18 protein-coding genes are annotated in these 22,671 nt (G+C 74.4%); 9 read left to right on the top strand and 9 right to left on the bottom strand.

Annotation, left to right across the window (positions count from 1 at the left end):
- Together BU198_RS29830 and BU198_RS29825 are read right to left on the bottom strand one after the other, a co-directional pair.
- Window positions 1–1,595, bottom strand: a 1,595-nt coding sequence (locus BU198_RS29830) for a sensor histidine kinase (RefSeq protein WP_262987082.1), incomplete at its 3' end; no start/stop codon positions are given.
- A 241-nt stretch (window positions 1,596–1,836) separates the two neighbouring features.
- Window positions 1,837–3,111: an acyl-CoA dehydrogenase family protein gene (locus BU198_RS29825; RefSeq protein ID WP_411293249.1), complete on the bottom strand. Its 1,275-nt coding sequence runs from the start codon at window positions 3,109–3,111 to the stop codon at window positions 1,837–1,839.
- 415 nt (window positions 3,112–3,526) lie between these two features.
- Here BU198_RS29825 and BU198_RS29820 point away from each other — a divergent pair, with 415 nt between their 5' ends.
- The 3 genes from BU198_RS29820 (at window position 3,527) to BU198_RS29810 (ending at window position 9,046) form a co-directional block, all read left to right on the top strand.
- Window positions 3,527–4,600, top strand: a complete 1,074-nt coding sequence (locus tag BU198_RS29820; RefSeq protein ID WP_223245121.1) for a GAF domain-containing protein — start codon at window positions 3,527–3,529, stop codon at window positions 4,598–4,600.
- Window positions 4,601–4,833: 233 nt separating this feature from the next.
- Window positions 4,834–6,375, top strand: a complete 1,542-nt coding sequence (locus BU198_RS29815) for a lipase maturation factor family protein (protein WP_188299967.1) — start codon at window positions 4,834–4,836, stop codon at window positions 6,373–6,375.
- Window positions 6,376–6,640: 265 nt separating this feature from the next.
- On the top strand, window positions 6,641–9,046 hold the full coding sequence (locus tag BU198_RS29810; protein ID WP_188299966.1) for a hypothetical protein: 2,406 nt from the start codon (window positions 6,641–6,643) through the stop codon (window positions 9,044–9,046).
- 170 nt (window positions 9,047–9,216) lie between these two features.
- Here BU198_RS29810 and BU198_RS29805 read toward each other — a convergent pair whose 3' ends face one another.
- Both BU198_RS29805 and BU198_RS29800 read right to left on the bottom strand, forming a co-directional pair.
- On the bottom strand, window positions 9,217–9,993 hold the full coding sequence (locus BU198_RS29805; protein WP_188299965.1) for an ABC transporter permease: 777 nt from the start codon (window positions 9,991–9,993) through the stop codon (window positions 9,217–9,219).
- Window positions 9,990–10,913, bottom strand: a complete 924-nt coding sequence (locus BU198_RS29800; protein ID WP_188299964.1) for an ABC transporter ATP-binding protein — start codon at window positions 10,911–10,913, stop codon at window positions 9,990–9,992. Before BU198_RS29800 ends, BU198_RS29805 begins: the two co-directional genes overlap by 4 nt.
- Before the next feature lie 164 nt (window positions 10,914–11,077).
- Between BU198_RS29800 and BU198_RS29795 the strand changes: the two genes are divergently transcribed.
- Together BU198_RS29795 and BU198_RS29790 are read left to right on the top strand one after the other, a co-directional pair.
- Window positions 11,078–12,307, top strand: a complete 1,230-nt coding sequence (locus BU198_RS29795) for a sensor histidine kinase (protein ID WP_188299963.1) — start codon at window positions 11,078–11,080, stop codon at window positions 12,305–12,307.
- Window positions 12,304–13,017, top strand: a complete 714-nt coding sequence (locus BU198_RS29790) for a response regulator (protein WP_188299962.1) — start codon at window positions 12,304–12,306, stop codon at window positions 13,015–13,017. Before BU198_RS29795 ends, BU198_RS29790 begins: the two co-directional genes overlap by 4 nt.
- 82 nt (window positions 13,018–13,099) lie before the next feature.
- On the opposite strand, the gene BU198_RS29785 is transcribed toward BU198_RS29790, so the two are convergent.
- The gene (locus tag BU198_RS29785) at window positions 13,100–13,951 is read right to left on the bottom strand and encodes a helical backbone metal receptor (protein WP_188299961.1); all 852 of its coding nucleotides are present in this window, start codon (window positions 13,949–13,951) and stop codon (window positions 13,100–13,102) included.
- A 311-nt stretch (window positions 13,952–14,262) separates the two neighbouring features.
- Between BU198_RS29785 and BU198_RS29780 the strand changes: the two genes are divergently transcribed.
- Genes BU198_RS29780 through BU198_RS29770 form a run of 3 tightly spaced genes read left to right on the top strand, consistent with a single transcriptional unit; the run spans window position 14,263 to window position 17,267 of the window.
- The gene (locus BU198_RS29780; RefSeq protein WP_188299960.1) at window positions 14,263–15,381 is read left to right on the top strand and encodes an ABC transporter substrate-binding protein; all 1,119 of its coding nucleotides are present in this window, start codon (window positions 14,263–14,265) and stop codon (window positions 15,379–15,381) included.
- A 3-nt stretch (window positions 15,382–15,384) separates the two neighbouring features.
- Window positions 15,385–16,473: a FecCD family ABC transporter permease gene (locus BU198_RS29775; RefSeq protein WP_188299959.1), complete on the top strand. Its 1,089-nt coding sequence runs from the start codon at window positions 15,385–15,387 to the stop codon at window positions 16,471–16,473.
- Window positions 16,470–17,267, top strand: coding sequence for an ABC transporter ATP-binding protein (locus BU198_RS29770; protein ID WP_188299958.1), 798 nt, complete (start codon window positions 16,470–16,472; stop codon window positions 17,265–17,267). The genes BU198_RS29775 and BU198_RS29770 overlap by 4 nt, the downstream gene beginning before the upstream one ends.
- A gap of 18 nt (window positions 17,268–17,285) precedes the next feature.
- Here BU198_RS29770 and BU198_RS29765 read toward each other — a convergent pair whose 3' ends face one another.
- The 4 genes from BU198_RS29765 to BU198_RS29750 form a co-directional block, all read right to left on the bottom strand.
- Complete coding sequence (locus BU198_RS29765) at window positions 17,286–18,350, bottom strand: L-tyrosine/L-tryptophan isonitrile synthase family protein (RefSeq protein WP_188299957.1); 1,065 nt, start codon at window positions 18,348–18,350, stop codon at window positions 17,286–17,288.
- 108 nt (window positions 18,351–18,458) lie between these two features.
- A complete protein-coding gene (locus BU198_RS29760; protein WP_188299956.1) occupies window positions 18,459–19,772 on the bottom strand; it encodes a cytochrome P450 family protein in 1,314 nt (437 codons plus the stop codon).
- Between the two features lie 99 nt (window positions 19,773–19,871).
- Window positions 19,872–21,248 (bottom strand): MFS transporter, encoded by a 1,377-nt coding sequence (locus BU198_RS29755; RefSeq protein WP_223245120.1) that lies wholly within the window; start codon window positions 21,246–21,248, stop codon window positions 19,872–19,874.
- 244 nt (window positions 21,249–21,492) lie between these two features.
- The gene (locus BU198_RS29750) at window positions 21,493–22,056 is read right to left on the bottom strand and encodes a sigma-70 family RNA polymerase sigma factor (RefSeq protein ID WP_317620375.1); all 564 of its coding nucleotides are present in this window, start codon (window positions 22,054–22,056) and stop codon (window positions 21,493–21,495) included.
- Between the two features lie 115 nt (window positions 22,057–22,171).
- Here BU198_RS29750 and BU198_RS29745 point away from each other — a divergent pair, with 115 nt between their 5' ends.
- Window positions 22,172–22,423 carry a zf-HC2 domain-containing protein gene (locus BU198_RS29745; protein WP_188299954.1) on the top strand — a complete coding sequence of 84 codons (252 nt, stop codon included), beginning with the start codon at window positions 22,172–22,174 and terminating at the stop codon, window positions 22,421–22,423.
- Window positions 22,424–22,671: the final 248 nt, after the last annotated feature.

Below are 22,671 nucleotides of genomic sequence, written 5' to 3'. Positions count from 1 at the left end.
GCGGATCCGGCGAGGGCGTCGCCACTCCCCGCGGTGCCCGGGCCGGCGCCGTCCGGGGCGTGCACCGCCGGGGTTTCCGGAGGGGCCGCCGCATAGGGCACCGCGGGAGCTCCCGCGGTGCCGAACGAGCCCGGAGCCCCCTGGCCCCCGCCCAGCAGCGCGCCGAAACCCCCGCCCGTCGCACCGCCCGGCGCGTCCATCGCGTCCATGGTGTCCGTCGCGTCCGCCGGCTCCCGGGACCCCTGCCAGACCTGCCCGGCCCCGGCCCCGTACTCGGGCCCGGAGCTGTACGCGGAGACGTACGTGGAGCCGTACCCGGAGCCGGTTCCTGCGCCGGAGCCGTACTCCGGTTCCGGCGCGGACCCGGTCACGGAGTCGTCCTCGGGCCCCGCCGTCGGCGCCTGGTCGGACACCGGCGTCCGGGTGATCCGGGCGCCGGACGGCAGCCCGGGCACCGCGGCCGACTGACCGGCCTGCTCCAGCAGGGCCGAGGGCACCAGCACCACGGCCCTGGTCCCGCCGTACGGCGAGGGGCGCAGGGTGACCTGGACCTCGTGCCGGGCGGCCAGGCGCGCCACCACGAACAGGCCGAGCCGCAGGTCGTCGCCGAGCGCGGAGACGTCCAGCTCCGGCGGGTTGGCCAGGTACGTGTTGAGCCGTTCGTACTCCTCCTCGGTCATGCCGAGTCCGCGGTCCTCGACCTCGACCGCCAGGCCCCTGGGGACCTCCTGCGCGGAGACCTGCACCTGGGTGTACGGCGGGGAGAAGGTGGTGCCGTTCTCGATCAGCTCGGCGACCAGGTGGATGACGTCGGCCACGGCCTGCCCGCCGAGCGAGACGCGCGGCACGCCCTGGACGACGACCCGGGAGTAGCTCTCGGTCTCCGAGACGGCGCTGCGCAGCACGTTGACCACGGGCACGGCGTTGCGCCAGCGCCGGGCGGGCAGGGCGCCGCCGAGGATGACCAGGTTCTCGGCGTTGCGCCGCATCCGGGTGGCCAGGTGGTCGACCGCGAAGAGTTCGCGCAGCAGCTCCGGGTCCTCGTGCTCGCGCTCCAGCGCGTCCAGCATGCTGATCTGCCGGTGGATCAGGATCTGGGTGCGCCGGGCGATGTTGAGGAAGACCTTCTTCGTCCCCTCGCGGCCCCGGGCCTGGTGGACGATGGCGGCGACCGTGACCTGGCGGACGGCGGCGAGGCCGTCCGCGCTCTGCTGGACCTCGTCGCCGATCCGCCGGGACGGCGTCCAGACCGGCGGGACGGGCACCTGTTCCCCGGCGCGCAGCCGTCCGACCACCTCGGGGATCTCCTGCCGGGCGAGCGAGAGGGTTTCGGCCCGGAGCCCGGACAGCCGCGCGGACAGGGTCAGGGCGGTCCGGACGCCGTGGAGCAGGCTGACCAGCACGACCAGGGCGACCGCCGCGCTGCCGGCCAGCAGCGCGGTGCGGTGTCCGGTGTCGCGCAGCAGGAAGCCGGCGTAGCCCCAGGCGGCGAGGAGGCCCGCGGTGGGGACCAGCGTGAGGGCGAGGAGCCGGCCGCGGAGGGAGCCGGACCGGCCGGCGCGGTGGCCCGGGCGGGTGGCCGATATGGCTGGCATCTGATTCCTCGCTCAGGGCCGAGCCGCAGGACCGGCACGCCGGCTCGGACCGGTGGGTCCGAGCGGCGGGTCGATCCCGTGCGGCGTGGCCGGGCTTCGGGGCTTCGAGGCCGGGACTGCCGGAGCAGGTGACGTGGTGTCACCGGCGGGGCGGAGCACTGGCACGACAGCCGACGGCTGGAACGCTATCAGCCCCATGAGCCCTTGACACAACATCAACTGACGATATGTAGAACGGCCTTCATCCCGCCAGCGGCATCGGCAGCACCTGCCCGCCCCGCCCGCCCGGTGGTTCCGCGGGGTTCTCCCGCTGGTTGAGTTCGCTCCAGGCCCAGCTGGTCAGGTCCGACAGCTCCGCCGACCACTGCTTGCCGTAGGTGCCCGAGGCGACCTGTCCGAGCCTCAGCCGCTGGACGTCCGAGGTGCCGGCCGGCGGGTAGACGTGGGTGGCGTCCCGCAGGTAGCGCTCGATGCCGAACTCGGTCTGCAGGCCGCGGGCGGCGTGGATCTCCATCGCGTTGCGCGCGGAGTCCAGCGCGTACTCGGTGTTGATCAGCTTGGCGTTCATCAGCTCGGCGTCACAGGTGCGACCGTGGTCCAGCAGGTGGGAGGCGTGGTAGACGGCGAGCCTGGCGGTCATCAGCCGGGACTGCATCTCGCCCAGCTTCAGCGTGATGTTGGGCAGTTGGTTGATCGGCTGGCCGTAGAGCACCCGTTCCTCGGTGAACCGGGCGGTGTCCTCGACGATCGCGGTGTGGATGCCGAGCGCGACGGCGGCGAGGTTGATCCGGCCGTAGAGGGTGGAGGAGGAGTAGGCGACGTCCAGCCCCTGACCCTCCCGGCCGAGCCGGTTGCCGGCCGGGACACGGCAGTCCTCCAGGATGATCTCGCCGAAGCTGAAGCCGTGCAGCCCGCTCTGCGACCCGGGGGAGCCGGTGCGGAACCCGGCGCGGTCGGTCTCGACCAGGAAGGCCGACAGGCCCCGGCTGCCCTGGCCGGTGCGCAGGATCACGCCGTGCACGTCGCCGATGTGGGAGTTGCCGACGAACCACTTGCGGCCGTTGAGCACGTACTCGTCGCCGTCGCGGACGGCGGTGCCGGCCATCCCGAGCACGTGCCCGCCGGACTCCGGCTCGGTGACGGCGATGGTCGGCAGGCACTCCCCGGTGGCGAACTTCGGCAGCCACGTGCGCCGTTGGGCCTGGCTGCCGTAGTGGAGGACCTTGGCCACGCCCAGCTGGGAGGCCTGGGCGATCGAGCCCACGGCCCCGCTGACCCGGGCCAGTTCCTCGACGATCACGGTCTTGGCGACGTGTCCCAGTCCGAGCCCGCCGAACTCCCGCGGAATCGTCACGCCGATCCAGCCCCGGCGGGCGATCTCCCGGGCCAGCTCGAACTCCGTCTTCCGTTCGGCCTCCATCCTGGCCACCTGCGGACGTACCTCCTTCTCCGCGAAGTCACGGACCTCGGTGCGGAGGTTCTCGTGACGGTCGTCGGTGAAGTAGTCCATCGCCATGCTCCGGTCCTCTCGATGTGTGTGGTGCCCGTGCCTCCGTCCGTGCCGTCGAAGCCGCTCCGGCAACCCCCACGGGGGTAGGTGGGTGTGTGCGGGAGTGTCGGCCGGTCGCCCCGGTGCGATCGGCGCATGCGTCATCGGGCGGTGTCCCGGCGAGGGGGCGCCGTCCGTGTCTTCGGCAGGGCTCATTGTTGTATGGGCGCGCCGCGGCGTCCCAGAGTCGATCTTGGATTGGCGTGATTCGGCCCGTGTTTATCCGGAGGGGTTTTGTCCAGCCCCCGGAAGGGGACTGATCTCCGCTTCGTGACGGTCCGTCGACCTGTCGTTCACGTGCGGTTTTGACTGGCCATCAGCAAGGCTGAGGAACACTGGACGGCAAAGGCCCCGCCTGCTGATGTCTGGTTACATGTGCGCCATGACTGATGTGATGAGCACTCAAGGCCAGTTCCCGGGTGCCTCCGGGGAGTCCGAGCGAACCCGCAGGCTGCGCGGCCTCGGGCTCAACGACCCGTCCGCGGACGAGGCCTTCGATCGCTTCGCCCACCTCGCAGCCAGTATCACGCGCGCTCCCATCGCGATGGTCAACTTCATCAATGACGAACGTCAGATGTTCCGGGGGCTCTACATTCCGCCAAATCCGCTCGACATCACGGCCGAGGACGGACCCTCCTGGGCGGATCGCGGCATCGCGTTCGATCTCCCCAGCCGCGAAATGCCGCTGAGTCACGGCTTCTGCCCGCACGTCGTCGCCCAGCGCTCCCCCCTCGCCCTCGACGACATCCTCGCCTACCCCCGGTTCGCCGGGAACCCGGTGGTGGACGAACTGGGCGTCCGCGCCTACCTGGGCGCCCCGCTCGTCGACAGCACCAACACCGTCATCGGCACCGTCTGCGTCCTCGACCGGGAACCCCGGCAGTGGGGGCGTGAACGGCTGCGCGACATCCAGCACCTCGCCGAGGCGCTGCTCTCCGAGATCCGGCTGCGCGACAACCTGATGGCCCAGCGCCAGGAGATGTTCGCCGCCTTCGACGGTTCGCCGTTCCCCATCATGCTCACCGAAGGCCCCGGCCAGGAGGTCCGGTACGCCAACGCCCAGCACGCCGACACCTTCGGTGCGCCGGTCGCGTACGGGACGGTCGGCGCCGCCTACCCGCAGCTCGGTGCGGCGGGCCTGGGGCGGGCCGTCCTGGACGCCTACCACGCCGGTCGCACCACCGTCCTCGACAACGTCCGGATCCAGTCCCCCCGCCCCGACCCGCAGCGCGGCCGGCAGACCTTCAGCTTCACCTGCACCCCGCTGCGCGCCGCGCTCACCGGCCAGATCAACGGCGTCCTCACCGTCGGCATGGACACCACCGCGCAGTCCCGCACCGAGGAGGAGCTCGGCACGCTGGCCGCCCTGCTCGTCGACCGGCTCCAGCAGAGCGGCACCTCGGTGCCCGGGCGTTCGGCGATCATCGGCGAGCCCGGGCCCGTCCTGCCCAGCTGAACGCCGGCCGGCACGACCCGTCCACCACCGTGGCGGGGCGCCTCTCACCCCCGAGGAGAGGCTCCCCGCCACGGTGCCGTCCGGGGCCGGTTGATGCCGGGCCGGTGTGTGTCTTCGGCGGGGCCTGCCGGTGCCTCCGCCGGAGCCGCTCCGGGCCGAGCGGGTGAACCCTCCGGGCTCCGCCGCCCCGACCGGGCCCGGGCCCGGGGCGCCGGGTGGTAGGCATGGGCCGCATGGACTGGTTCGCCGCCCCCGACTACTGGCTGAGCCGGCTGCTCGTCCAACGCCTGCTCGCCGCCCTGTACCTGATCGGATTCCTGGCCGCCGCCGCGCAGTTCCGCGCCCTGATCGGTACCGACGGCATGCTGCCGGTGCCCCGCTTCACCGCCAGGGTCCCGTTCCGCCGGTCGCCGGGACTCTTCCACCTCCACTACAGCGACCGGTTCTTCGCCGCCGTCGCCTGGAGCGGCGCCGCCCTCGCCGCCGCCGTCGCGGCCGGACTCGGCGACGTCGTCCCGCTCTGGGCTTCGGTCCTGCTGTGGGCGGTGCTCTGGGTCCTCTACCTCTCCATCGTCAACGTCGGGCAGACCTGGTACTCCTTCGGCTGGGAGTCCCTGCTGCTCGAAGCCGGCTTCCTGGCCGCCTTCCTGGGCAACGCGGAGACCGCCCCGCCCACCCTGGTGCTGTGGCTGATGCGCTGGCTGGCCTTCCGGGTCGAGTTCGGCGCCGGACTGATCAAACTGCGCGGCGACAGCTGCTGGCGCGACCTGACCTGCCTCAGGTACCACCACGAGACCCAGCCGATGCCCGGACCGCTGAGCTGGTTCTTCCACCACCTGCCCGACCCGCTGCACCGGGTCGAGGCCGCTGCCAACCACGTCGTCCAAATCGTCGTACCGGTCTGTCTGTTGCTGCCGCAGCCGGTCGCGAGCTACGCGGCCTGCGCCGTCCTCGCCACCCAGCTGTGGCTGGTCGCCTCCGGTAACTTCGCCTGGCTCAACTGGCTGACCATCGCCCTCGCCCTCGCCGCGGTGGAACCGGCGCGCCTCGGCCTGCCCGTCCACGCCCGCGCGTACCCCGGCGCCCCGGTCTGGTACGAGGCGCTGGTGATCGCGCTCACCTCCGTCGTCGTGGTGCTCAGCTACTGGCCGGTGCGCAACATGGTCTCCCGCGGCCAGGCCATGAACCGCTCCTTCAACCGGCTGCACCTGGTCAACACCTACGGTGCCTTCGGCAGCGTCAGCCGGCTCCGCCAGGAGGTGGTGGTCGAGGGCACCGACGAGGCCGTGCTCACCCCGCACACCGTCTGGCGCGAGTACGGCTTCAAGGGCAAGCCCGGTGACGTGCGCCGGCTGCCGCGCCAGTTCGCGCCCTACCACCTGCGGCTCGACTGGCTGATGTGGTTCGCCGGCATCTCGTCCGCGTACGCCCGCCCCTGGTTCCTGCCGTTCGTCGCCCGCCTGCTGACCGGGGACCGGGCCACCCTGCGGCTGCTGCGCCACAACCCCTTCCCGGACGCCCCGCCGACCCACGTCCGGGCGACGCTCTACCTCTACCGGTTCACCGATTGGCGCGAACTGCGGGAAACCGGCGCGTGGTGGCACCGGACGGCGCTCAGCGAGTTCCTCGCGCCGGTTGATCTGCACGGCCTCGGCCGGGCCGGACACCGGCCGCCGCTCGGCCGGCCGGGCCGGGCAGGCGGACACGGCGTCCGGAAGGTGCCACTGGAGCGGCTCCGACGGCCCGGCGGCGGTCGGCGAGAGGAGCCCCGGTGAGCAGCGGGGACACCCGTTCGGAGCACCGCGGGACCACCCGGGCGGACCTCCCGGGTGGCGGCCAGGCGGGCGGTATGGCATACGACACCCGCCCGTCGGGGCGGTGGGTGCGTGCAAGGCTCGAACGGGCACCCGTATTCTGGGCCTCCACAACCGGCAGCCCGACCGCGCGCCCCCTTGCCCCGCCCCAGGGGCAACCCCGCGCAACCGGTCCGCCGCCCCCTCGCCGCCAGCCCCGCCGTCGTCGCCCAGAACCGGACCTCACATGACAGTGCTTCACTCGCGCAACGCCGACGCAGCCGACCCGGCGGACGTCGCCGACGCCGCAGACGTCAAGGACCCCCAGGACGCCGCCGCGGAGCCCGACCTCCGCGAGGACCTCGGCCGCTACGCCGAACTCGGCGCCTTCACGCTCACCGCCGAGACTCACGCCTGGTACGCGGCCGTCGACACCGTCGCCACCCCCGAGGACGCCCGCGCGGCCTCCACCGCCCTCGCCGAACTGCGCGGCAGCGACCTCCAACAGACCTGGGAGGCCGCCGCCGCGCTCGCCACCGAGGTCAAGCTGGACGAGCCCGGCACCGTCGCCAAGACGGTGCTGCTGGTCGAGATGCTCCAGCGGGTGCACCGCACCTCGGCCTCGCTGGTCCCCGCCGCGTACGACGCCGACCTCGGCGCCCTCGCCGCCGCCACCGCCGACAGCGCCTGGCGCCGCGAGAACGGCGTCAAGCTCTCCTGGCTGCGCGGCCGCTCGCTGCGCAAGCAGGCCCTCGCGCTCGCCACCGACCGCCGCATCCGCCGGGAGGACCTGCACGAGGCCCTCACCTCCGCCGAGATCGAGCGCCGCGCCTGGGCCGCGCTCGCCCCGTCCGGCACCCTGCCGCGGGTGGCCGCCGACGGCGCCCTGGTCGACCGCACCGCCCAGGCCTTCGAGACGATCAGCACCGGGCTGCGCGGCCTCGCCCGCCTGCTGCCCGACCACGACCTGGACGGGCTGCCCTTCGCCGAGCTGATCGACCTGGTCGAGCGGCTCGCCGCGGACGAGGGCACCCTCTACCGCCTGCCCACCATCCGCGGCCTGCGCGCCGGGCTGGAGGAGGCCGGCCTCGCCGACCTGCTCGCCGAACTCGCCGCCGCCAAGGCCGACCGCCGCGCCGCCGAGGCCGCGTACACGGCCCGCCAGGCGCTGGCGGCCGGACAGCGGGACGGGCTGGCGGAGGAGACCGTCGCCGAGGAGGCGGCGGTCGAGGAGCCGGGTACGGAGGTGGCGGCCGAGGTTGCGGCTGAGGCCGAGGTCAAGGCTGAAGCTGAGGCTGAGGCCGAGTCGCCCCGCGTCGAGGAGAGTGCGGCCGAGGAGCCCAGGACGGAGAAGTCCGGGACCGAGAAGTCCGGGACCGAGGAGCCGGCCGACCAGGCTGACGCCGAGGCGGCCGCCCTGCAGGCGCTGGCCGGTGGGCAGCGGGCCGGGCTCGTGGAGGAGACCCCGGCCTCGGTGGCGGCTCCGGCCGAGGAGGCCGAGCAGGCTGCTGCGGCTGTCGAGGTCGAGATCAAGGCTGAGGTCGAGGCTGCGATTGAGGCCGAGGCCACGTCGGACGCGGCTGTCGCTGAGGACGTGCCGGAGGTGGCGCAGGCCGAGGAGGAGACCCCGGCTGCCGTGGTCTCCCTCCCGGCGCCCTCCCCGGCCGCCGACGACCTGGTGGCCGCCGCGACCGCGGCCCTGGCCGAGGCTGCTGATGAGACGGAGTCGGAGGCGACCGACACCGTCCAGACCGAAGAGGCCGTTGCGGAGGTCGTGGTCCAGGAGCCGGTTGTCGAGGCTGATGGGCCTGCGGCTGAGGTGACTGAGGCCGAGACTACTGAGGCCGAGACTGCCGAGGTCGCTGCTGAGCCCGAGGCCGAGCCGGTGGTCGAGACTGAGCCTGAGGCCGTCGTGGCGGATCCCGTTGTCGAGGAGCCTGCCGCCGAGGTCGAGGCCGAGGCAGCTGTGGCCGAGGCCGTTGAGGCCGCTGCTGAGCCTGAGGTCGAGCTGGTGGTCGAGGCCGAGCCCGAGGCAGTCGTTGCGGAGGTCGTGGTCGAGGAGCCGGTTGTCGAGGCTGATGCGCCTGCGGCTGAGGTGACTGAGGCCGAGACTGCCGAGGTCGCCGCTGAGCCCGTGGTCGAGACTGAGCCTGAGGCCGTCGTGGCGGAGCCCGTCGTCGAGACGCCGGCTGCGGAGGTTGCGGCCGAGGAGCCTGCCGCCGAGGAGCCCGTCGCTGAGCCCGAGACCGTTGTCGCAGAGGCGGCGGAGCCTGCGGCTGAGGTCGAGGTTGCCGTCGAGGTGCCCGCCGTCGAGGCTGCCGCCGAGCCCGAGCCCGCTGCCGAGGAGCCTGCGGCTGAGGTGGAGTCGGCCGCCGAGCCCGTCGCCGAGGCCCCCGCCGTCGCGCCCGAGGCCCCCGCGGCCGAGCCGGTGGCCGACGCCCGTCCCGCGAAGCCGGACTTCACGCCCGGTCGCCCCGTGACCGCCTACTCCGCCGACGAGTTGCTCGCCGTCGTGCGGTGGGTGGACGGCGATGGTGCCGGGCGGACGGACGAGGAGCTGCTGCGGGCGGCCATGAAGGAACTGGGCTTCGCCCGCCTCGGCCCCCGCATCAAGGAGGCGCTGGGCGCCGCCGTCGCCGCCGCCCGCGGCTGACGACGTACGACCGCAGGGCCCGGGACGCGAGCACGCGTCCCGGGCCCTGCCGTGTTCCGGGCGCCGACGTCGGATCGGCGAGCGGCGTCACCTCGAAGAGCCCTGCCGTCCCGGACCCGGGCACCTGACGGCCGGCCGTACCGGCCGCAGCGGTCGCAGCGCAGGCGCCGTCAGGCGTCCCGTCGGGTCAGGCCGAGCAGTGCCAGGGCGAAGGCGACCGCCAGGTAGGCGGCCAGGGCGGCGAAGCAGGCCACCGGGCCGAGCCGGTCGGAGCCCGGGACGGTGGTCCCCAGCCCCTCGAAGACGCTCTGGAGGCCGAAGCGGGCGACCCCGTCCCCGAACGGCGCCAGCAGCATCGGGGAGAGGAAGAACGTCCCGAACAGCACGGTGACGGCGGCCGCCGTGTGGCGTAGGACGAAGCCGAGCGCCAGGCCGAGCAGGGCGAAGGCCGCGAGGAACAGGCCGCAGCCGACGACGGCCCGGGTGACCCCCGGGTCGCCGATCGAGACGGCGAGGTGCTTGGCGGTCAGGGCGCGCCGGCCGAGTAGGAAGGTCAGGAAGGCGAGCAGTTGCCCGAGCAGTGCCGTCACGCCGCCGACCACCAGGACCTTGGCGGCGAGCACCTGGCCGCGCCGCGGGACGGCGACCAGGGTGGAGCGGATCTGGCCGGTGGTGTACTCGCTGGAGGCGGCCAGCGTGCCGAGCGTCCCGACGGCGAGCACGGCGACGTAGAAGCCGCCGGAGAACCCGTACCGGACCGGGTCGAAGCGTTCGCGCTGGTCGGTCGTCCAGCCGTCCCAGCTGTCGGCGGCGCTCGCGTAGTCGATCAGGCCGATGAACAGCGCGGCGGCGAGGGCGGTCGCGGCGGCCAGGGGGGTCGCGCGGACGCTGCGCAGCTTGACCCACTCGCCGGCCAGGGCACCGCGGGTGGTCGGGGCGGTGATCATGCGGTCCTCTTTCCGGAACGGGCACGGTACTCGACGGATCCGCCGGTGGCGTCCATGAAGGCCCGCTCCAAGGAGGCCTGCCGGACGGTGAGTTCGTGGACGCCGATGCCGTGCGCGGCGGCCAGCTCGCCGATCGCGGCCGGCTCCGGTCCGGCCACCGCCAGCGACCCGTCCGGCTCCTCCCGCACCTGGACCGCCCCGCCCGCCCGCAGCAGGTGGGCGAGTTCGGCCGGCCGGGCGCAGCGCACCAGGACGTCGGTCGGGGCGTGCTCGGCGAGGAAGCCGGCCGTCGAGCAGTCGGCGACGAGTCGTCCGCGCCCGATGACCACCAGGTGGTCGGCGGTGAGCGCCGTCTCGCTCAGCAGGTGCGAGGAGAGCAGGACGGTCCTTCCCTCGGCGGCGAGTTCGCGCAGCAGGGTGCGGATCCACCGGACGCCTTCCGGGTCCAGCCCGTTGACCGGTTCGTCCAGCAGCAGGACGCCCGGATCGCCGAGCAGGGCGGCGGCGACGCCGAGCCGCTGCTTCATGCCGAGCGAGAACCGCCCGGCCCGGCGGCGGGCCACCGGTTCCAGACCGGTGAGCGCCAGCACCTCGCGGACCCGGCGGGCGCCGAGGCCGTTGCTGACGGCGAGTGCGAGCAGGTGGTGGCGGGCGGAGCGGGCGGGGTGGACGGCCGTCGCGTCCAGCAGGGCGCCGACTTCGCGCAGGGGGTGGCGCAGTGCGGCGTACGGGCGGCCGTTGACGGTGGCCCGTCCGCCGGTCGGGGCGTCCAGGCCGAGGATCATCCGCAGGGTGGTGGACTTGCCCGAGCCGTTCGGCCCGAGGAAGCCGGTGACCTGTCCGGGGCGGACGGTGAAGCTCAGCCCGTCCACGGCGAGGGCGCCGCCGTAGCGCTTGGTGAGGCCGTGTACCTCGATCAACGTGGTGCCTTTCCTTGTGACGTGCCTCCACGTTCCCGTCGGTGCCGGGGGCGGGGCGTCCCGCCGTGGGCGGAAACCAGGCGTCGGCCCGGGCGCGGTCTCTGCCCGTGGTCGTAGGCCTGCGGGGCGATGCCGGGGCGGCGGAGCGTGGATAGCCTGGGGAAATGCCCAATGCCCCGCTTCCGCCGGTGGCCGGGAGACTGCGCCCGGGGCACCGGGTGGCGGCCGACCTGGCGGTCTCGCTGGTGCTCACCGTGGTCACCTGGTTCCGGGTGCTGGACGCCTGCCGGGTCTTCGACCCGCACCACCGCGGTTACCCGCAGCCGTCCACGGCCGAGACGGTGGCGGTGTTGGCCTGCGTGGCCGGGGTCGGTGTGGCGGCCGGGCTGCGGAGGCTCGCGCCGGTGGCGGCCGGCGGGGTGGTGTTCGGTGCCTGGGTGGTGATCGTCGCGGTGGCCGGGCGGCTGACCATCGCGAACCTGGCCGGGTTTCAGGTGGCGGTCGCCGCGGGGATGGTGGTCTACCTGGTCGCGGCGGTGCGCCCGCCCCGGGGCGGCGCGGGCGTACTCGCGCTCGGCCTGCTGGGCGCCGGGCTGAGCGAGTTCGGCTCGCGGGAGTTGTGGAACAACCTGGTGTTCGTCGCGCTGGAGCTCGTCACCGTCTGGGCGCTCGGCGGCTTGGTGGCCCGCCACCGTGCGTACGAGGCCGAGTCGCGCCGTCACCAGGCGGATCTGGCGAAGGCCGAGCTGGCCGAGGACCGGATCCGGCTCGCCCGGGAGCTGCACGACGTGATCGCGCACAGCATGAGCGTGGTCAACGTCCAGGCGGGGTACGGCCGTTTCGTGATCGAGCGGGATCCGGTGCAGGCCGGGCAGGCGCTGGCGGCGATCCAGTCGGTGAGCCGGGACGCCATGGCGGAGCTGCGCAGCCTGCTCACCGTGCTGCGCGGCACCGTGGACGAGGAGTTGGCGCCGGCGCCTCGACTGGCCGACCTGGAACGGCTGGTGGCGAGCAGTGCCGAAGCCGGGGTGCGGGTCGAGCTGCGGGTCGGCGGTCTGGTGCGGCCGCTGGCGGACGGCATCGAGCTGTCGGCCTTCCGGATCGTCCAGGAGGCGCTGACCAACGTGGTGAAGCACGCGGACACCGACGCGGCGCGGGTGGACGTGGCCTATGAGGAGGAGCGGCTGGTGCTGGAGGTGACGGACTCGGGACGCGGCGTCGGCTTGGGCGGCGGCAGCTCCGGCGGCTCGGGTGACACGACGGGCGGTGGGCACGGGCTGGCGGGGATGGCCGAGCGGGTCGGCCTGTACCGGGGGCGGCTGGAGGCCGGGCCGGTGCGGGGCGGCGGCTTCCGGGTCCGCGCGGTCCTGCCGGTGACGGGAGCGACGACGTGACGCGGCCGATCCGGGTCGTGGTCGCCGACGACCAGACGCTGGTACGGGCCGGTCTGGCCGGGATCGTGGCCGCCGCCGACGGGTTCGAGGTGGTGGGCGAGGCGGCGGACGGCGCACAGGCCGTCCGGCTGGCCCGGGCCGAGCACCCGGACGTGGTCCTGATGGACATCCGGATGCCGGGCACGGACGGCCTCGCGGCCACCCGGCGGATCACCGCCGAGAGCGGGGTGCGCATCCTCGTCCTGACCACTTTCGACCTCGACGAGTACATCTACGGCGCGCTGCGGGCCGGGGCCTCCGGCTTCCTGCTGAAGTCCACCCCGCCCGAGGAACTGCTCGCCGCGATCCGGGTGGTGGCCGCAGGGGACGCTCTGATCGCCCCGAGTATCACGCGCCGGCTGATCCGCGCCTTCGCCGCCGGGCCCGCCGAACCGGCGGCCGCACGCGCTGACGGCTCGCGGGATCGGGACCGGGACCGCGATCGGGATCGGGATCGGGACCGGGAGAGGGTGCGACGGGCCGTCACCGGACGGGAGTCGGAGGTCCTGACCCTGATCGGGCGCGGGCTGACCAACACCGAGATCGCCGAGCGGCTGGGCGTCAGCACCGGCACCGTGAAGACCCACGTCGGGCACCTGCTGGCCAAGCTGGCCGCCCGGGACCGGGTCCAGCTGGTGATCACCGCCTACCGGGCGGGGTTGGTGGACTGAGCAGTCGGCGGGGCGGCGGCAGGCCGGGCGGTAGCGGTGTGCTCCGGGTGGTGGCCGTCCTCCTGTGCGGCCGCCCCGCGGGTCACCGGCGGTCAGCCCGCGGGGAGCCCGTACCGCCGGGGACGGCCGGGTGGTCGAGGGCCCGCCGCAGCACGGCCGGGGCGCTCACCAGGGACGGGCCGTACCAGGTCAGGTGCCGTCCGCTGACCAGTGCCGCCGGGACGCCGGGGAACGCCTCCGGGCCGTCCTCGGCGGTGAAGCGGTACGGCTCGTCCGGCAGGACGACCAACTCGGGTCGGCAGGAGAGCAGTTCGGGCAGCGGGACGGCCGGGTAGCGCTCGGGGTGGTCGGCGTGGACGAGCCGCAGGCCCAGACGGCGCAGCAGGTCGCCGGCGAAGGTGTCGCGGCCGAGGACCATCCACGGGCGGCGCCAGATCGGTACGACGGTCCGCGGGCCGTCGGGCTGCCGGCCGCCGGGCCCCGGAGGGGTGCTGCCGCTCCCGACGGTGGCCCAGGCCGCCTCCGCCTCGTCCAGCCAGGCCGGGCGGGGCAGCCCGCAGGCGGTGGTCAGCAGCCGGTCGAGGGAGCGGAAGGCGTCGTCCAGGGTGCGGATGTCGGTGACCCAGACCGGGACGCCGGCCGCCCGCAGTGCGTCCAGGTCGGGGCGCCGGTTCTCCTCGTCGTTGGCGAGGACGAGGTCCGGTGCGAGCGCGAGGATGCGCGGGACGTCCGGGTTCTTGGTGCCGCCGATCCGGGTGACGGACAGGTCGGCGGGGTGGCTGCACCAGTCGGTGGCGCCGACCAGCATCCCGGGCGCGGTGGCGGCGACCGCCTCGGTCAGCGAGGGCACCAGCGAGACCACCCGGCGGGGCGGGCGCGGCCCGAGCGGGACGGGGAGGTCGAGGTCGTCGCGCGGGGCGGTGGGATCGGCCATCCGGCCAGCCTACGTGCGGACGGCCCGGGCGTCCGGCGGCTGGGGCGTGGGGACAGGCGGGGCGTGCGGACAGCCGGGGCGTGGGGACAGCCGGGGCGCAAGGCGTCGGGGCGTACGGGCGGTCGGGGTGTACGGGCGGCAACCGGTCGCGATTGTCCGGGAACCGACCGCCGGGCCCGCCCGACTACCTGGTCCGGGTCCGCAGCACGGGCCCGAACACGACCACGGAACACGACCACCGAACACCCCCCACCAAGTACCCCCACCGGTCGCGGTCCCCGATCGCGATCACCGACCAGGAGAGAGTTGTCATGCGCCCTCGCGTCGTCTGCGGAATCGCGGCCGCCGTCGCCCTGTTCGCCACGGCCTGCGGAAGCGGGACCGGAGGCGGGCAGACAGCCCCCGTCACCGTCAACGCCGCCCCGGCCGGCGGCTACCCCGTCAAGGTCGCCGACTGCGCAGGCAAGGAGACCACCATCGCCAAGGCGCCGGCGAGGATCGTCACCAGCAACGCCTCCAGCCTGGAGCTGCTGCTCCGACTCGGCGCGGGGGAGCGGGTGATCGGCACCGGCTTCCCGCCCGGCAAGGGCACCCTGCCCGCCGCCCTCGCGGAGCAGGGCGCCAAGGTGCCGGCGCTCGGGGACAAGGGCATCCCGAAGGAGAAGCTGCTCGGCTCCGGCGCCGACCTCTACGTGGACACGTTCGGCGCGATGCCGATGATGGGCGGCGGCGCCACCGGGCCGAGTGAGGAGGAGTTCGCGGCGGCCGGCATCCAGCACGTCTACCTGCTCTCCACCGCCTGTGCCGGGACGCCGAAGGCCACCAAGGGGCCGCGCACCGACCTCGCCGGGATCGAGGAGGACGTCCGCCGGCTCGGCGCCGTCACCGGTACCGCCGCGCGGGCGGAGGAACTGGTCGCCGGGATGGAGAAGCAGCTCGGCGAGGTCAGGACCGCGCTCGCCGCCGTGCCGGAGGAGCAGCGGCCGAGCTACTTCGTCTTCGACTACGACGCCGGCACCAAGCAGCCGGTGTCGGTCTGCGGCCGGCAGGTCGCCAACGCCGTGATCACCCAGGCCGGGGCGCGCAACGTGTTCGCCGACTGCGACGCCGACTTCAAGCCGGGCTCCTGGGAGGACGTGGTCGCCAAGAACCCGGACTGGATCCAGCTGGCCGTGCGCAACCGGGGCAGCGCGGAGGCCACCCGCAAGGCCTTCGACGAGGCCGAGGCCTTCCTGAAGGGCTTCCCCGCGACCCAGGGCCTGAAGGCCGTCCAGGAGGGGCACTTCGTCCGGCTCGGCTCCGAGGTGACCACCATCGCGGGGGTGCGCAACGCCGAAGCCGTCCGGCAGATCGCCGCGACCGTCCACCCCGACCTGGTCAAGAGCGCCGACCCGGTCAACGCTGCGGACACCACCAAGAACGGTCAGTAGAACGTGACTTCGGCCATTCTCCGGAAGGAGCGCGGCGAAGCCCGCCCGGCCCGCAGCCTGCGGGCCGGGCCGCTGGCCGCCGTCCTCGCCGCCGCCCTGGTGCTCGCGCTGACCGCCGCCGTCTCGCTCGGCTCGGTGGACGTCCCGCCCGGTGAAGTCTGGTCGGTGGTCGCCCGCCGGCTCACCGGGCATTCTCCCGAACCCGGCACCCGCGACCTCATCGTCTGGCAACTGCGCGTCCCCCGCGCCCTGTTGGCGGCCGTGGTGGGTGCCGGACTCGGCCTGGTCGGCACCGCCGTGCAGGCCCTGGTCCGCAATCCGCTCGCCGACCCCTACCTGCTCGGCATCTCCTCCGGGGCCTCGCTCGGCGCGGTCGCCGCCATTGTCCTCGGCACCACCTTCGGACTTCAGCTCTCGTTCGGCAGCGCGTTCGGCCTCACCGTCTCCCTGGCGGCGTTCGCCGGCGCGCTCGCCGCGTTCTCGCTGGTCTGGCTGATGGCCCGGCGCGGCGGCGGCTTCTCCCCGCTGCGCCTGGTCCTCGCGGGCATCGGCATCGCCCAGTTCCTCGGCGGCCTCACCAGCTATCTGGTCCTCCAGACCAGTGACGAGCAGCAGACCCGGGGCGTGCTGTTCTGGCTGATGGGCAGCCTCGGCGGCGCGGTCTGGGCCCAACTCGCCGTCCCCGCCGTCGCGGTGGCCCTCGGGCTGGCCCTGCTCCAGTCCCGCGCCAGGGGGCTCAACGCGATGCTGATGGGCGACGAGACGGCCGCCGGGCTGGGCGTGGACGTCCCCCGGCTGCGCCGCGAGGTCTTCGTCGTCACCAGCGTGCTCACCGGGGTGCTGGTCGCGGTGTCCGGTGCGATCGGATTCGTCGGACTGATGGTGCCGCACGTCTGCCGGCTGCTGCTCGGCGGCGACCACCGGCGGCTGCTGCCGCTGTCCGCGCTCACCGGGGCGCTGCTGCTGGTCGTCGTCGACACGGTGGCCCGCACCGCCCTGGACGGCCAGGAACTGCCGATCGGCGTGGTCACCGCCGTCCTCGGCGCCCCCACCCTGCTGTACCTGCTGGACCGACGACTGGAGCGCAGTTGAGGATCACCGTCGAGGACCTGAGCGTCGCCCTGGCCGGCCGGACGGTGCTGGCCGGGGCCAACCTGATCGCCGAGGAGGGGGAGATCGCCGGACTGGTCGGGCCCAACGGCAGCGGCAAGTCCAGCCTGCTGCGCACCGTCTACCGGCACCTGAGGCCGAGCGCAGGCCGGGTCCTGCTGGCCGGCCGGGACCTGGCGGAGCTGCGGCCCGCACAGTCCGCCCGGCACATCGGGGCACTGCCCCAGGAGCGCGGCGGGGACTTCGAGTTGAGCGTCCGCGAGGTGGTCGCGATGGGCCGCACGCCCTACAAACGGGCCTTCGCCGCCGATGACGCCGAGGACCACCGGATCACCGCGGGGGCGCTGGACCGGGTCGGCATGACCGGGGCCTCCGACCGCAGGTTCGCCCAACTGTCCGGCGGCGAACGGCAGCGGGTCCTGCTGGCCAGGGCGCTCGCCCAGCAGCCGGACGTCCTGGTGCTGGACGAGCCGACCAACCACCTGGACGTCCGGCACCAGGTCGAACTGCTCGCCCTGCTCAGGGAACAGCGCCGCACCACCCTGGTCGCCCTGCACGACCTCAACGCCGCGGCTTCGGTCTGCGACCGGTTGCACGTCCTGCACGACGGCGCCCTGGTGGCCTCCGGGACGCCGCGCGAGGTGCTGACCGCCGACCTGCTGGCCCGGGTCTTCGGGGTGCGGGCGGCGGTGGTCGAACACCCGCTCACCGGCGATCCGTTGATCGCCTTCGACCACCGCAGCCCGGCGGCGCCGGAGTCCGCCGCCGGGCGGTAGCCGCAGGAGGCCTGGGCCTCAGCGGCCTCGTCCCCGGCGGTTCTCGTCCTGCTTCTCGTCCTGGGTCTCTTCCCGGTGGCTTTCGTAGTGGCTCGGCCGGTCGTCGCGCAGGACCAGCCGGCCGAGCCGCGCGGCCTCGTCGTTGCGCAGCAACTCCGCCCCGCCGTCCGTGCGGTGGAGCACTGCGGAGTGCCAGGGCGTGGTCCAGGCGTCGGCTGCCGCCAGCAGCCGGATGCCGAACTTCGACGCCCCGGCCGGCTGCGGGTGGATGGAGAGCCGGACGGCGCGCGGGTGGTGCTCGGCGATCAGCTCGCCCCAGGCGCGGCTGCGCTGGATCACGCCGTAGGCGCGGCGGCGGCACTCCCGCTGGAGGGCGGAGCGGGTGCCGGTGAAGCCGGTGGTGTCCTCGGCGAGGAAGCGGGTGATGCCCCGGTAGAGCCGCAGGGTCTCCTCCTCGGTCAGTACCTGCTCGCGCAACTCCTCGACGCCGGGCGCGTACTGGGCGTGCACCCGGGCGCGCTTCTCGTCGTACGGGAGGTCGCCGAGGACGGCCCGCAGGTCGAAGGTGTCGAGGCGGGTCAGGCCCTCGCGGGCGATCATCGCGGTCAGGGCGTCCGAGTAGGCGTCTATGTGGTCGTCCGGGACGTTGATCAGGTCGCCGAAGATGTGTCCGTCCGAGCAGATCAGGATGCGCGCACCGGGTGCGTACAGACGGCCGATCCCGGCGCAGAGCCCGTCGAGGAAGGTCAGTGACAGCCGCTCGCCCTCGTCGGGCAGGTGGCCGAGCACCTTCGCCGGGTTCGGCGACTTGCAGGGGAAGCCGGGCAGGGTGAGGACGATCGGCTCACCGGCGGCGATGAAGTCCGCCAACTGGGCGAGCTGGAGCGGGAAGTGCTCAGGCCGGGCATCGAACTCCGGGTCGGCGGCGCGACGGTGCGGCAGCAGCAGGCCGAGGACGCGGGCGGCGAGCCGCTCGGCCGAGGGGCGGTCCTCGGGGGCAGGGGCGCCGATGACGGGAGCACCGATGAAGGGAGCGCTGGCGGCGGGGACGGTGACGGCGGGAGCGGTGCCGACGGGCGGCATGGTGGTTCCTCCACGGGAAGGTGGTGTGGTGCGGGCTGCGGGCGGGCGTTGCCGGGTGACGGCGGGTGACGACGGTGACGGTGGCGACGGCGGGTGGTCGCCCGCGGGTCAGCGGCGGCGGTCGTAGGCGACCGGCAGCCGGTTCACCCCGCGTGCCAGGACGGCGGGAACCCACGCCAGGTCCGCGAGGCCGTCGCCGGGCGCCTCGGCCGGGCGGAGGCCTGACAGCCGGGTGAGCAGGGTGGCGAGGGCGATCTGGAGCTCGGCCCTGGCCAGCGCGGCGCCGGGGCAGAAGTGGATGCCGTGGCCGAAGGCCAGGTGGGCGTTGGGGGTGCGGTCGAGGTCGAGGCGGTCGGCCTCGGGGAACTGCGCGTCGTCGCGGTTGGCGGCGCAGAGCGAGACGATCACCGAGTCGCCGGCCGGGACGGCGGTGCCGAACAGGTCGCTGTCCTCGGCGAAGAACCGCCAGGTGGTGAGCTCGAACGCGGCGTCGTGGCGCAGCAGTTCCTCCACCGCCCGGGCGAGCCGGCCGGGCTCCTCGACGCCCTCGCGCAGCCGGGCGAGCTGTTCGGGGTGGCGCAGCAGGGTGACCAGCATGGTGGTGATCTGGTTGGTGACCGGCTCCTGCCCGGCCACCAGCAGCTGGAACACCATCGAGTCGAGCTCCGCGCGGCTCAACTCGCCCGCGTCGTGGGCGGCGACGAGCCGGCCCAGCAGGTCCTCGTCGGCGGGCCGACCGGAGGCCGGGCGGTCGGCGCGCTTGTGGTCGACGACATCGGCGATGTAGGTCTGGAGGCCGCGCAGCCGGGCCTCGTACGCCGGGCGGCCGGGGTCCTGCGGGCCGACCGGCTGGACCACCTTGCCCCAGTCCCGGTCGAATCGCTCCGCCAACTCGGGTGGCAGGCCGATGACTTCGGCGAGCACCCGGAAGGGGTAGTGGGCCGCGAAACCGGCCACCAGGTCGGCGCCGCCGGACTCCGGCAGCCCGTCCACCAGGGCGTCGGCCAGCTCCCGGAACCGGGGGCGCAGCGACTCCACCCGGCGCGGGGCGAAGGCGTCCAGGACGAGCCGGCGCATCGACGTGTGCTTGGGCGGGTCCTGGTGGAGCAGGTGGACCTGGAGCTGCGAGTGCTGTGGCTCGGGCATGATCGAGGCGAGCCGGCGCCAGTTGTCGTTGCCCAGCGCGTGGTTCTTGCCCAGGCGGGGGTCGTTGAGGGCGGCGTGGGCGGCCCGGTAGCCGGTGACCAGCCAGGCGTGGATGCCGCTGGGGAACTCCACCCGGTGCACCGGACCGGCCTCCCGCATCCGCTGGTAGAGCGGGTACGGGTCGCGCTTGTAGTCCGGGCCGTACAGCGGGACGGGGGAGGGGAGCCGGTCGTACCCGTACGGGCAGCGCGGCGTGTCGGGGGCGGTCTCGGTCATCTGGGGTGATCCTTCGGCGGTGCGGGTGCGGGTGCGGGTGCGGGTGCGGGTGCGGGGTGTGTTCGGGGAGTCGGGGGCGCGGGGAGCGGGCCGTCGGAGTCAGCCGCGGTCGCCGCGGCGGTACAGGGCGAGCAGGACGACCGCCGTCGCCGCGACCAGGGCGGCCAGGGCGATGCCGGCGCGCGTCCCGGTGGTGGTGCGGTCACCGGTCAGGGCGGCGGCGGTGGCGAGGGCCGGGCCGAGCGCGAAGCCGAGGCTGCGGGCGAGCTGGACGACGGACCCGGCGGTGGCGAGCTTCCCCGGCGGGGAGGCGGACATCACCAGGGCCTGGGTGGGACCGCCGTTGAGGCCCATCCCGGCACCGGCCAGGGCGAGTCGCGCGGCGATGTCGGGGGCGGACCAGTCGGTGTCCAGCGGGACGAGCAGGGCCAGGCCGAGGGTGGTGACGGCGGCGCCGGTGAGCGCGGTCGGGCGGGCGCCCCAGCGGTCGGCCAGCCGTCCGCCGACCCGGCCGGCCAGCACCATGCCGAGCGGGAAGGCCAGCATGGTGAGCGCGGTGGCGGTGGCACTCTCGTCCCGGGCACCGCGCAGGTGCTGGGCGAGCAGGTAGTGGCAGGCCGCGAAGCCGGCGGCGAGCGCCAGCACCGAGGCGTTGACCCCGGCGGTCCCGGCTGCCCGCAGCACCTCGGCCACCGGCCGGCCGCCGGGGCGGCGCAGCCAGCCCAGCACCAGCGGGACGGCGGGCAGCATGAGCAGCAGCCACTGCGGCCCCCTGGGCGCCAGGGTGAGGCCGAGCAGGACGGTGGCCACCGCGGTGCCGATCAGCGCGGCGTCACCGAGCGCGGCCCGGTCGGGCGGGCGCAGCCCGCCACGGCGCGGGGCATGACGCCGGACGATCAGGACGGCGGCCAGGCAGACCGGCAGCTTGACCAGGAAGACCGCCCGCCAGCCGAGGTGGTCCAGCAGCAGACCGCCGATGACCGGCCCGGTGACGGCGCCGAGCGGGCCGAGCGTCGCGGGCACGCTCATCGCCCGGCCGCGCAGCTCGGGCCGGACGGAGGTCGCGGCGAGTACCGGCATCAGGACGAAGAGCACGGCCCCGAAGGCGCCTTGGAGCATCCGGGCCGCGATCAGCCAGCCGGCCCAGGGGGCGCAGGCGGCCAGCGCGCTGCACGTGGCGAAGCAGCCGACCGCGAGCAGCAGGGCCGAGCGTGTGCCGACCTGGTCCAGCCATCGACCGGAGGGCAACAGCAGGGCGACCAGGGGGAGTTGGTAGCCCAGGGCGGCCCACTGGGCGACTCCGGGGGAGACGTGCAGGCCGGCCGAGATGTCGGTGAGCGCGAGGTTGACCACGTTCATGTCGAGCATCGCGACGAACGACAGCAGGCCGGCCGCGACCACCAGGCTCCAGCGGTCGGCCGGGTGCTGCCGGCTGTCTGTCAGGGAAGCGGCGGCCTGGTTCGGTTGCACTGCCATGAAGTCCCTCCGTCTCCCGTGCTGCTGTACCGGACACCGCCTCGGCGGCGGGGTCCGGTACAGCAGTCGGGGGCGCGGGGGCTCCGGTTCCGAACACGTGGGGGAATTTTTCGGGGAGGCGGGGCGGGGGCGGGGCGGGCGACTGACAGCTTTCAGCGAACAGATAACAGATTTCGAAGTCTGTCATCTGTTCGCTGTCGGCCGTCAGCGTCAGCCGCCGGTGCCCGTCCCGTGGCCCTCGTGCTCAGCAGGCGGTCGCGAGCTCCCCGGTCTCGGCGGCACGCAGGCGCGCCACCAGTTCCTCCCGGGCCCGGGCGACCCGGGACCGGACGGTCCCGACGGGGCAGCCGGCGACCTCGGCCGCCTCGGCATAGCTCAGGCCGACCACCTGCGTCAGCACGAAGGCCTCCCGCCGCTGAGCGGGCACCCGGTCGAGCAGGTCGCCGAGCGCGATGCCGTCCTCGAACCCGGCCGGCGGTGCGCCGCCCTGCCGCTCCGCCGCCTCCTGCCAGTCCGGCAGCGCCGCGCAGCGCGGCCGGGCGGCGGCCATCCGGTACCGGTCGATCACCGTGCGCCGGGCGATCGACAGCAGCCAGGTGCGGGCCGAGGAGCGCCCCGCGAACGCGGGCAGGCCGCGCAGCGCGCGCAGGAACGTCTCCTGCGCGAGGTCGTCGGCGGACTGCACGTCGGTCAGATGGGCGACGAAGCGCCAGACGTCCCGCTGGGTCGCCCGGACGAAGGCCTCGACGTCCGCCGCCCGTCCGGCGCGGGCGGTCAGTGCCAGTGCGGTGAGCTGCTCGTCATCCACGGCAGCCCCCGACCGGGCGGTCCCCGACCGGATGGCGCTCGACCGGATGGCGCTCGACCAGGTGACGGTCGACCCGACCGGGCCTGCCATCGAGGCTATGCGGGACGATAGGCATATGAAATGCGTGCAATTTCGTACCGCTCTGTCCGCCCGGCTCGACGGCGAACCGAGCGGCCTGCCGGAGGCCCGGCTGGACAAGCACGTCGCGCGCTGCACCGGCTGCCAGGAGTGGCTGGACCGGGCCGAACGGCTGCGCGGACAGGTGCGGTCGGGCGCCGCAGACGGGCCGTCGCCCGAGTGGTCGGCCCGGCTGCTGGCCCGGCTGGACGAGGAGCGGCCCGGAGCTCAGGCCCCCGCGGAGCGCTAGCCACGGTCGGCCCGGTCGGCACGCCGTGGGCAGGGGGAACGGCAGGACGGTGGCGCCGGCCGGAGCCGGTGCGCCGTCGAATTCAGGCATGGGAAGGTCCCGAGGGAAGGGTGGGGACGGCACCGCGCAGGGCGGCACCGTCGGCGTCCGTGGGCAGCCGCGCGGCACGCCGGACTCCCCTGGGGAAGCGCGGGTGGCGCGCGGGTGCCCGCACCCCGGCGGCGCGACGGCGCAAGGCGCGGCCGTAC

The sequence above is a fragment of the Streptomyces sp. CBMA156 genome, assembly GCF_014596515.1.
Classification (GTDB): Bacteria; Actinomycetota; Actinomycetes; order Streptomycetales; family Streptomycetaceae; genus Kitasatospora.
This window is presented reverse-complemented; position numbering and strand designations above follow the sequence as displayed.

Excerpts from the sequence above, each read along its gene's own strand:
- BU198_RS29820 (WP_223245121.1), top strand. The coding sequence starts at position 3,527 with ATGACTGATGTGATGAGCACTCAAGGCCAGTTCCCGGGTGCCTCCGGG.
- BU198_RS29765 (WP_188299957.1), bottom strand. The coding sequence starts at position 18,350 with ATGCCGCCCGTCGGCACCGCTCCCGCCGTCACCGTCCCCGCCGCCAGC.
- BU198_RS29810 (WP_188299966.1), top strand. The coding sequence starts at position 6,641 with ATGACAGTGCTTCACTCGCGCAACGCCGACGCAGCCGACCCGGCGGAC.
- BU198_RS29805 (WP_188299965.1), bottom strand. The coding sequence starts at position 9,993 with ATGATCACCGCCCCGACCACCCGCGGTGCCCTGGCCGGCGAGTGGGTC.
- BU198_RS29780 (WP_188299960.1), top strand. The coding sequence starts at position 14,263 with ATGCGCCCTCGCGTCGTCTGCGGAATCGCGGCCGCCGTCGCCCTGTTC.
- BU198_RS29795 (WP_188299963.1), top strand. The coding sequence starts at position 11,078 with ATGCCCAATGCCCCGCTTCCGCCGGTGGCCGGGAGACTGCGCCCGGGG.
- BU198_RS29760 (WP_188299956.1), bottom strand. The coding sequence starts at position 19,772 with ATGACCGAGACCGCCCCCGACACGCCGCGCTGCCCGTACGGGTACGAC.
- BU198_RS29755 (WP_223245120.1), bottom strand. The coding sequence starts at position 21,248 with ATGGCAGTGCAACCGAACCAGGCCGCCGCTTCCCTGACAGACAGCCGG.
- BU198_RS29745 (WP_188299954.1), top strand. The coding sequence starts at position 22,172 with ATGAAATGCGTGCAATTTCGTACCGCTCTGTCCGCCCGGCTCGACGGC.
- BU198_RS29825 (WP_411293249.1), bottom strand. The coding sequence starts at position 3,111 with ATGGCGATGGACTACTTCACCGACGACCGTCACGAGAACCTCCGCACC.
- BU198_RS29815 (WP_188299967.1), top strand. The coding sequence starts at position 4,834 with ATGGACTGGTTCGCCGCCCCCGACTACTGGCTGAGCCGGCTGCTCGTC.
- BU198_RS29785 (WP_188299961.1), bottom strand. The coding sequence starts at position 13,951 with ATGGCCGATCCCACCGCCCCGCGCGACGACCTCGACCTCCCCGTCCCG.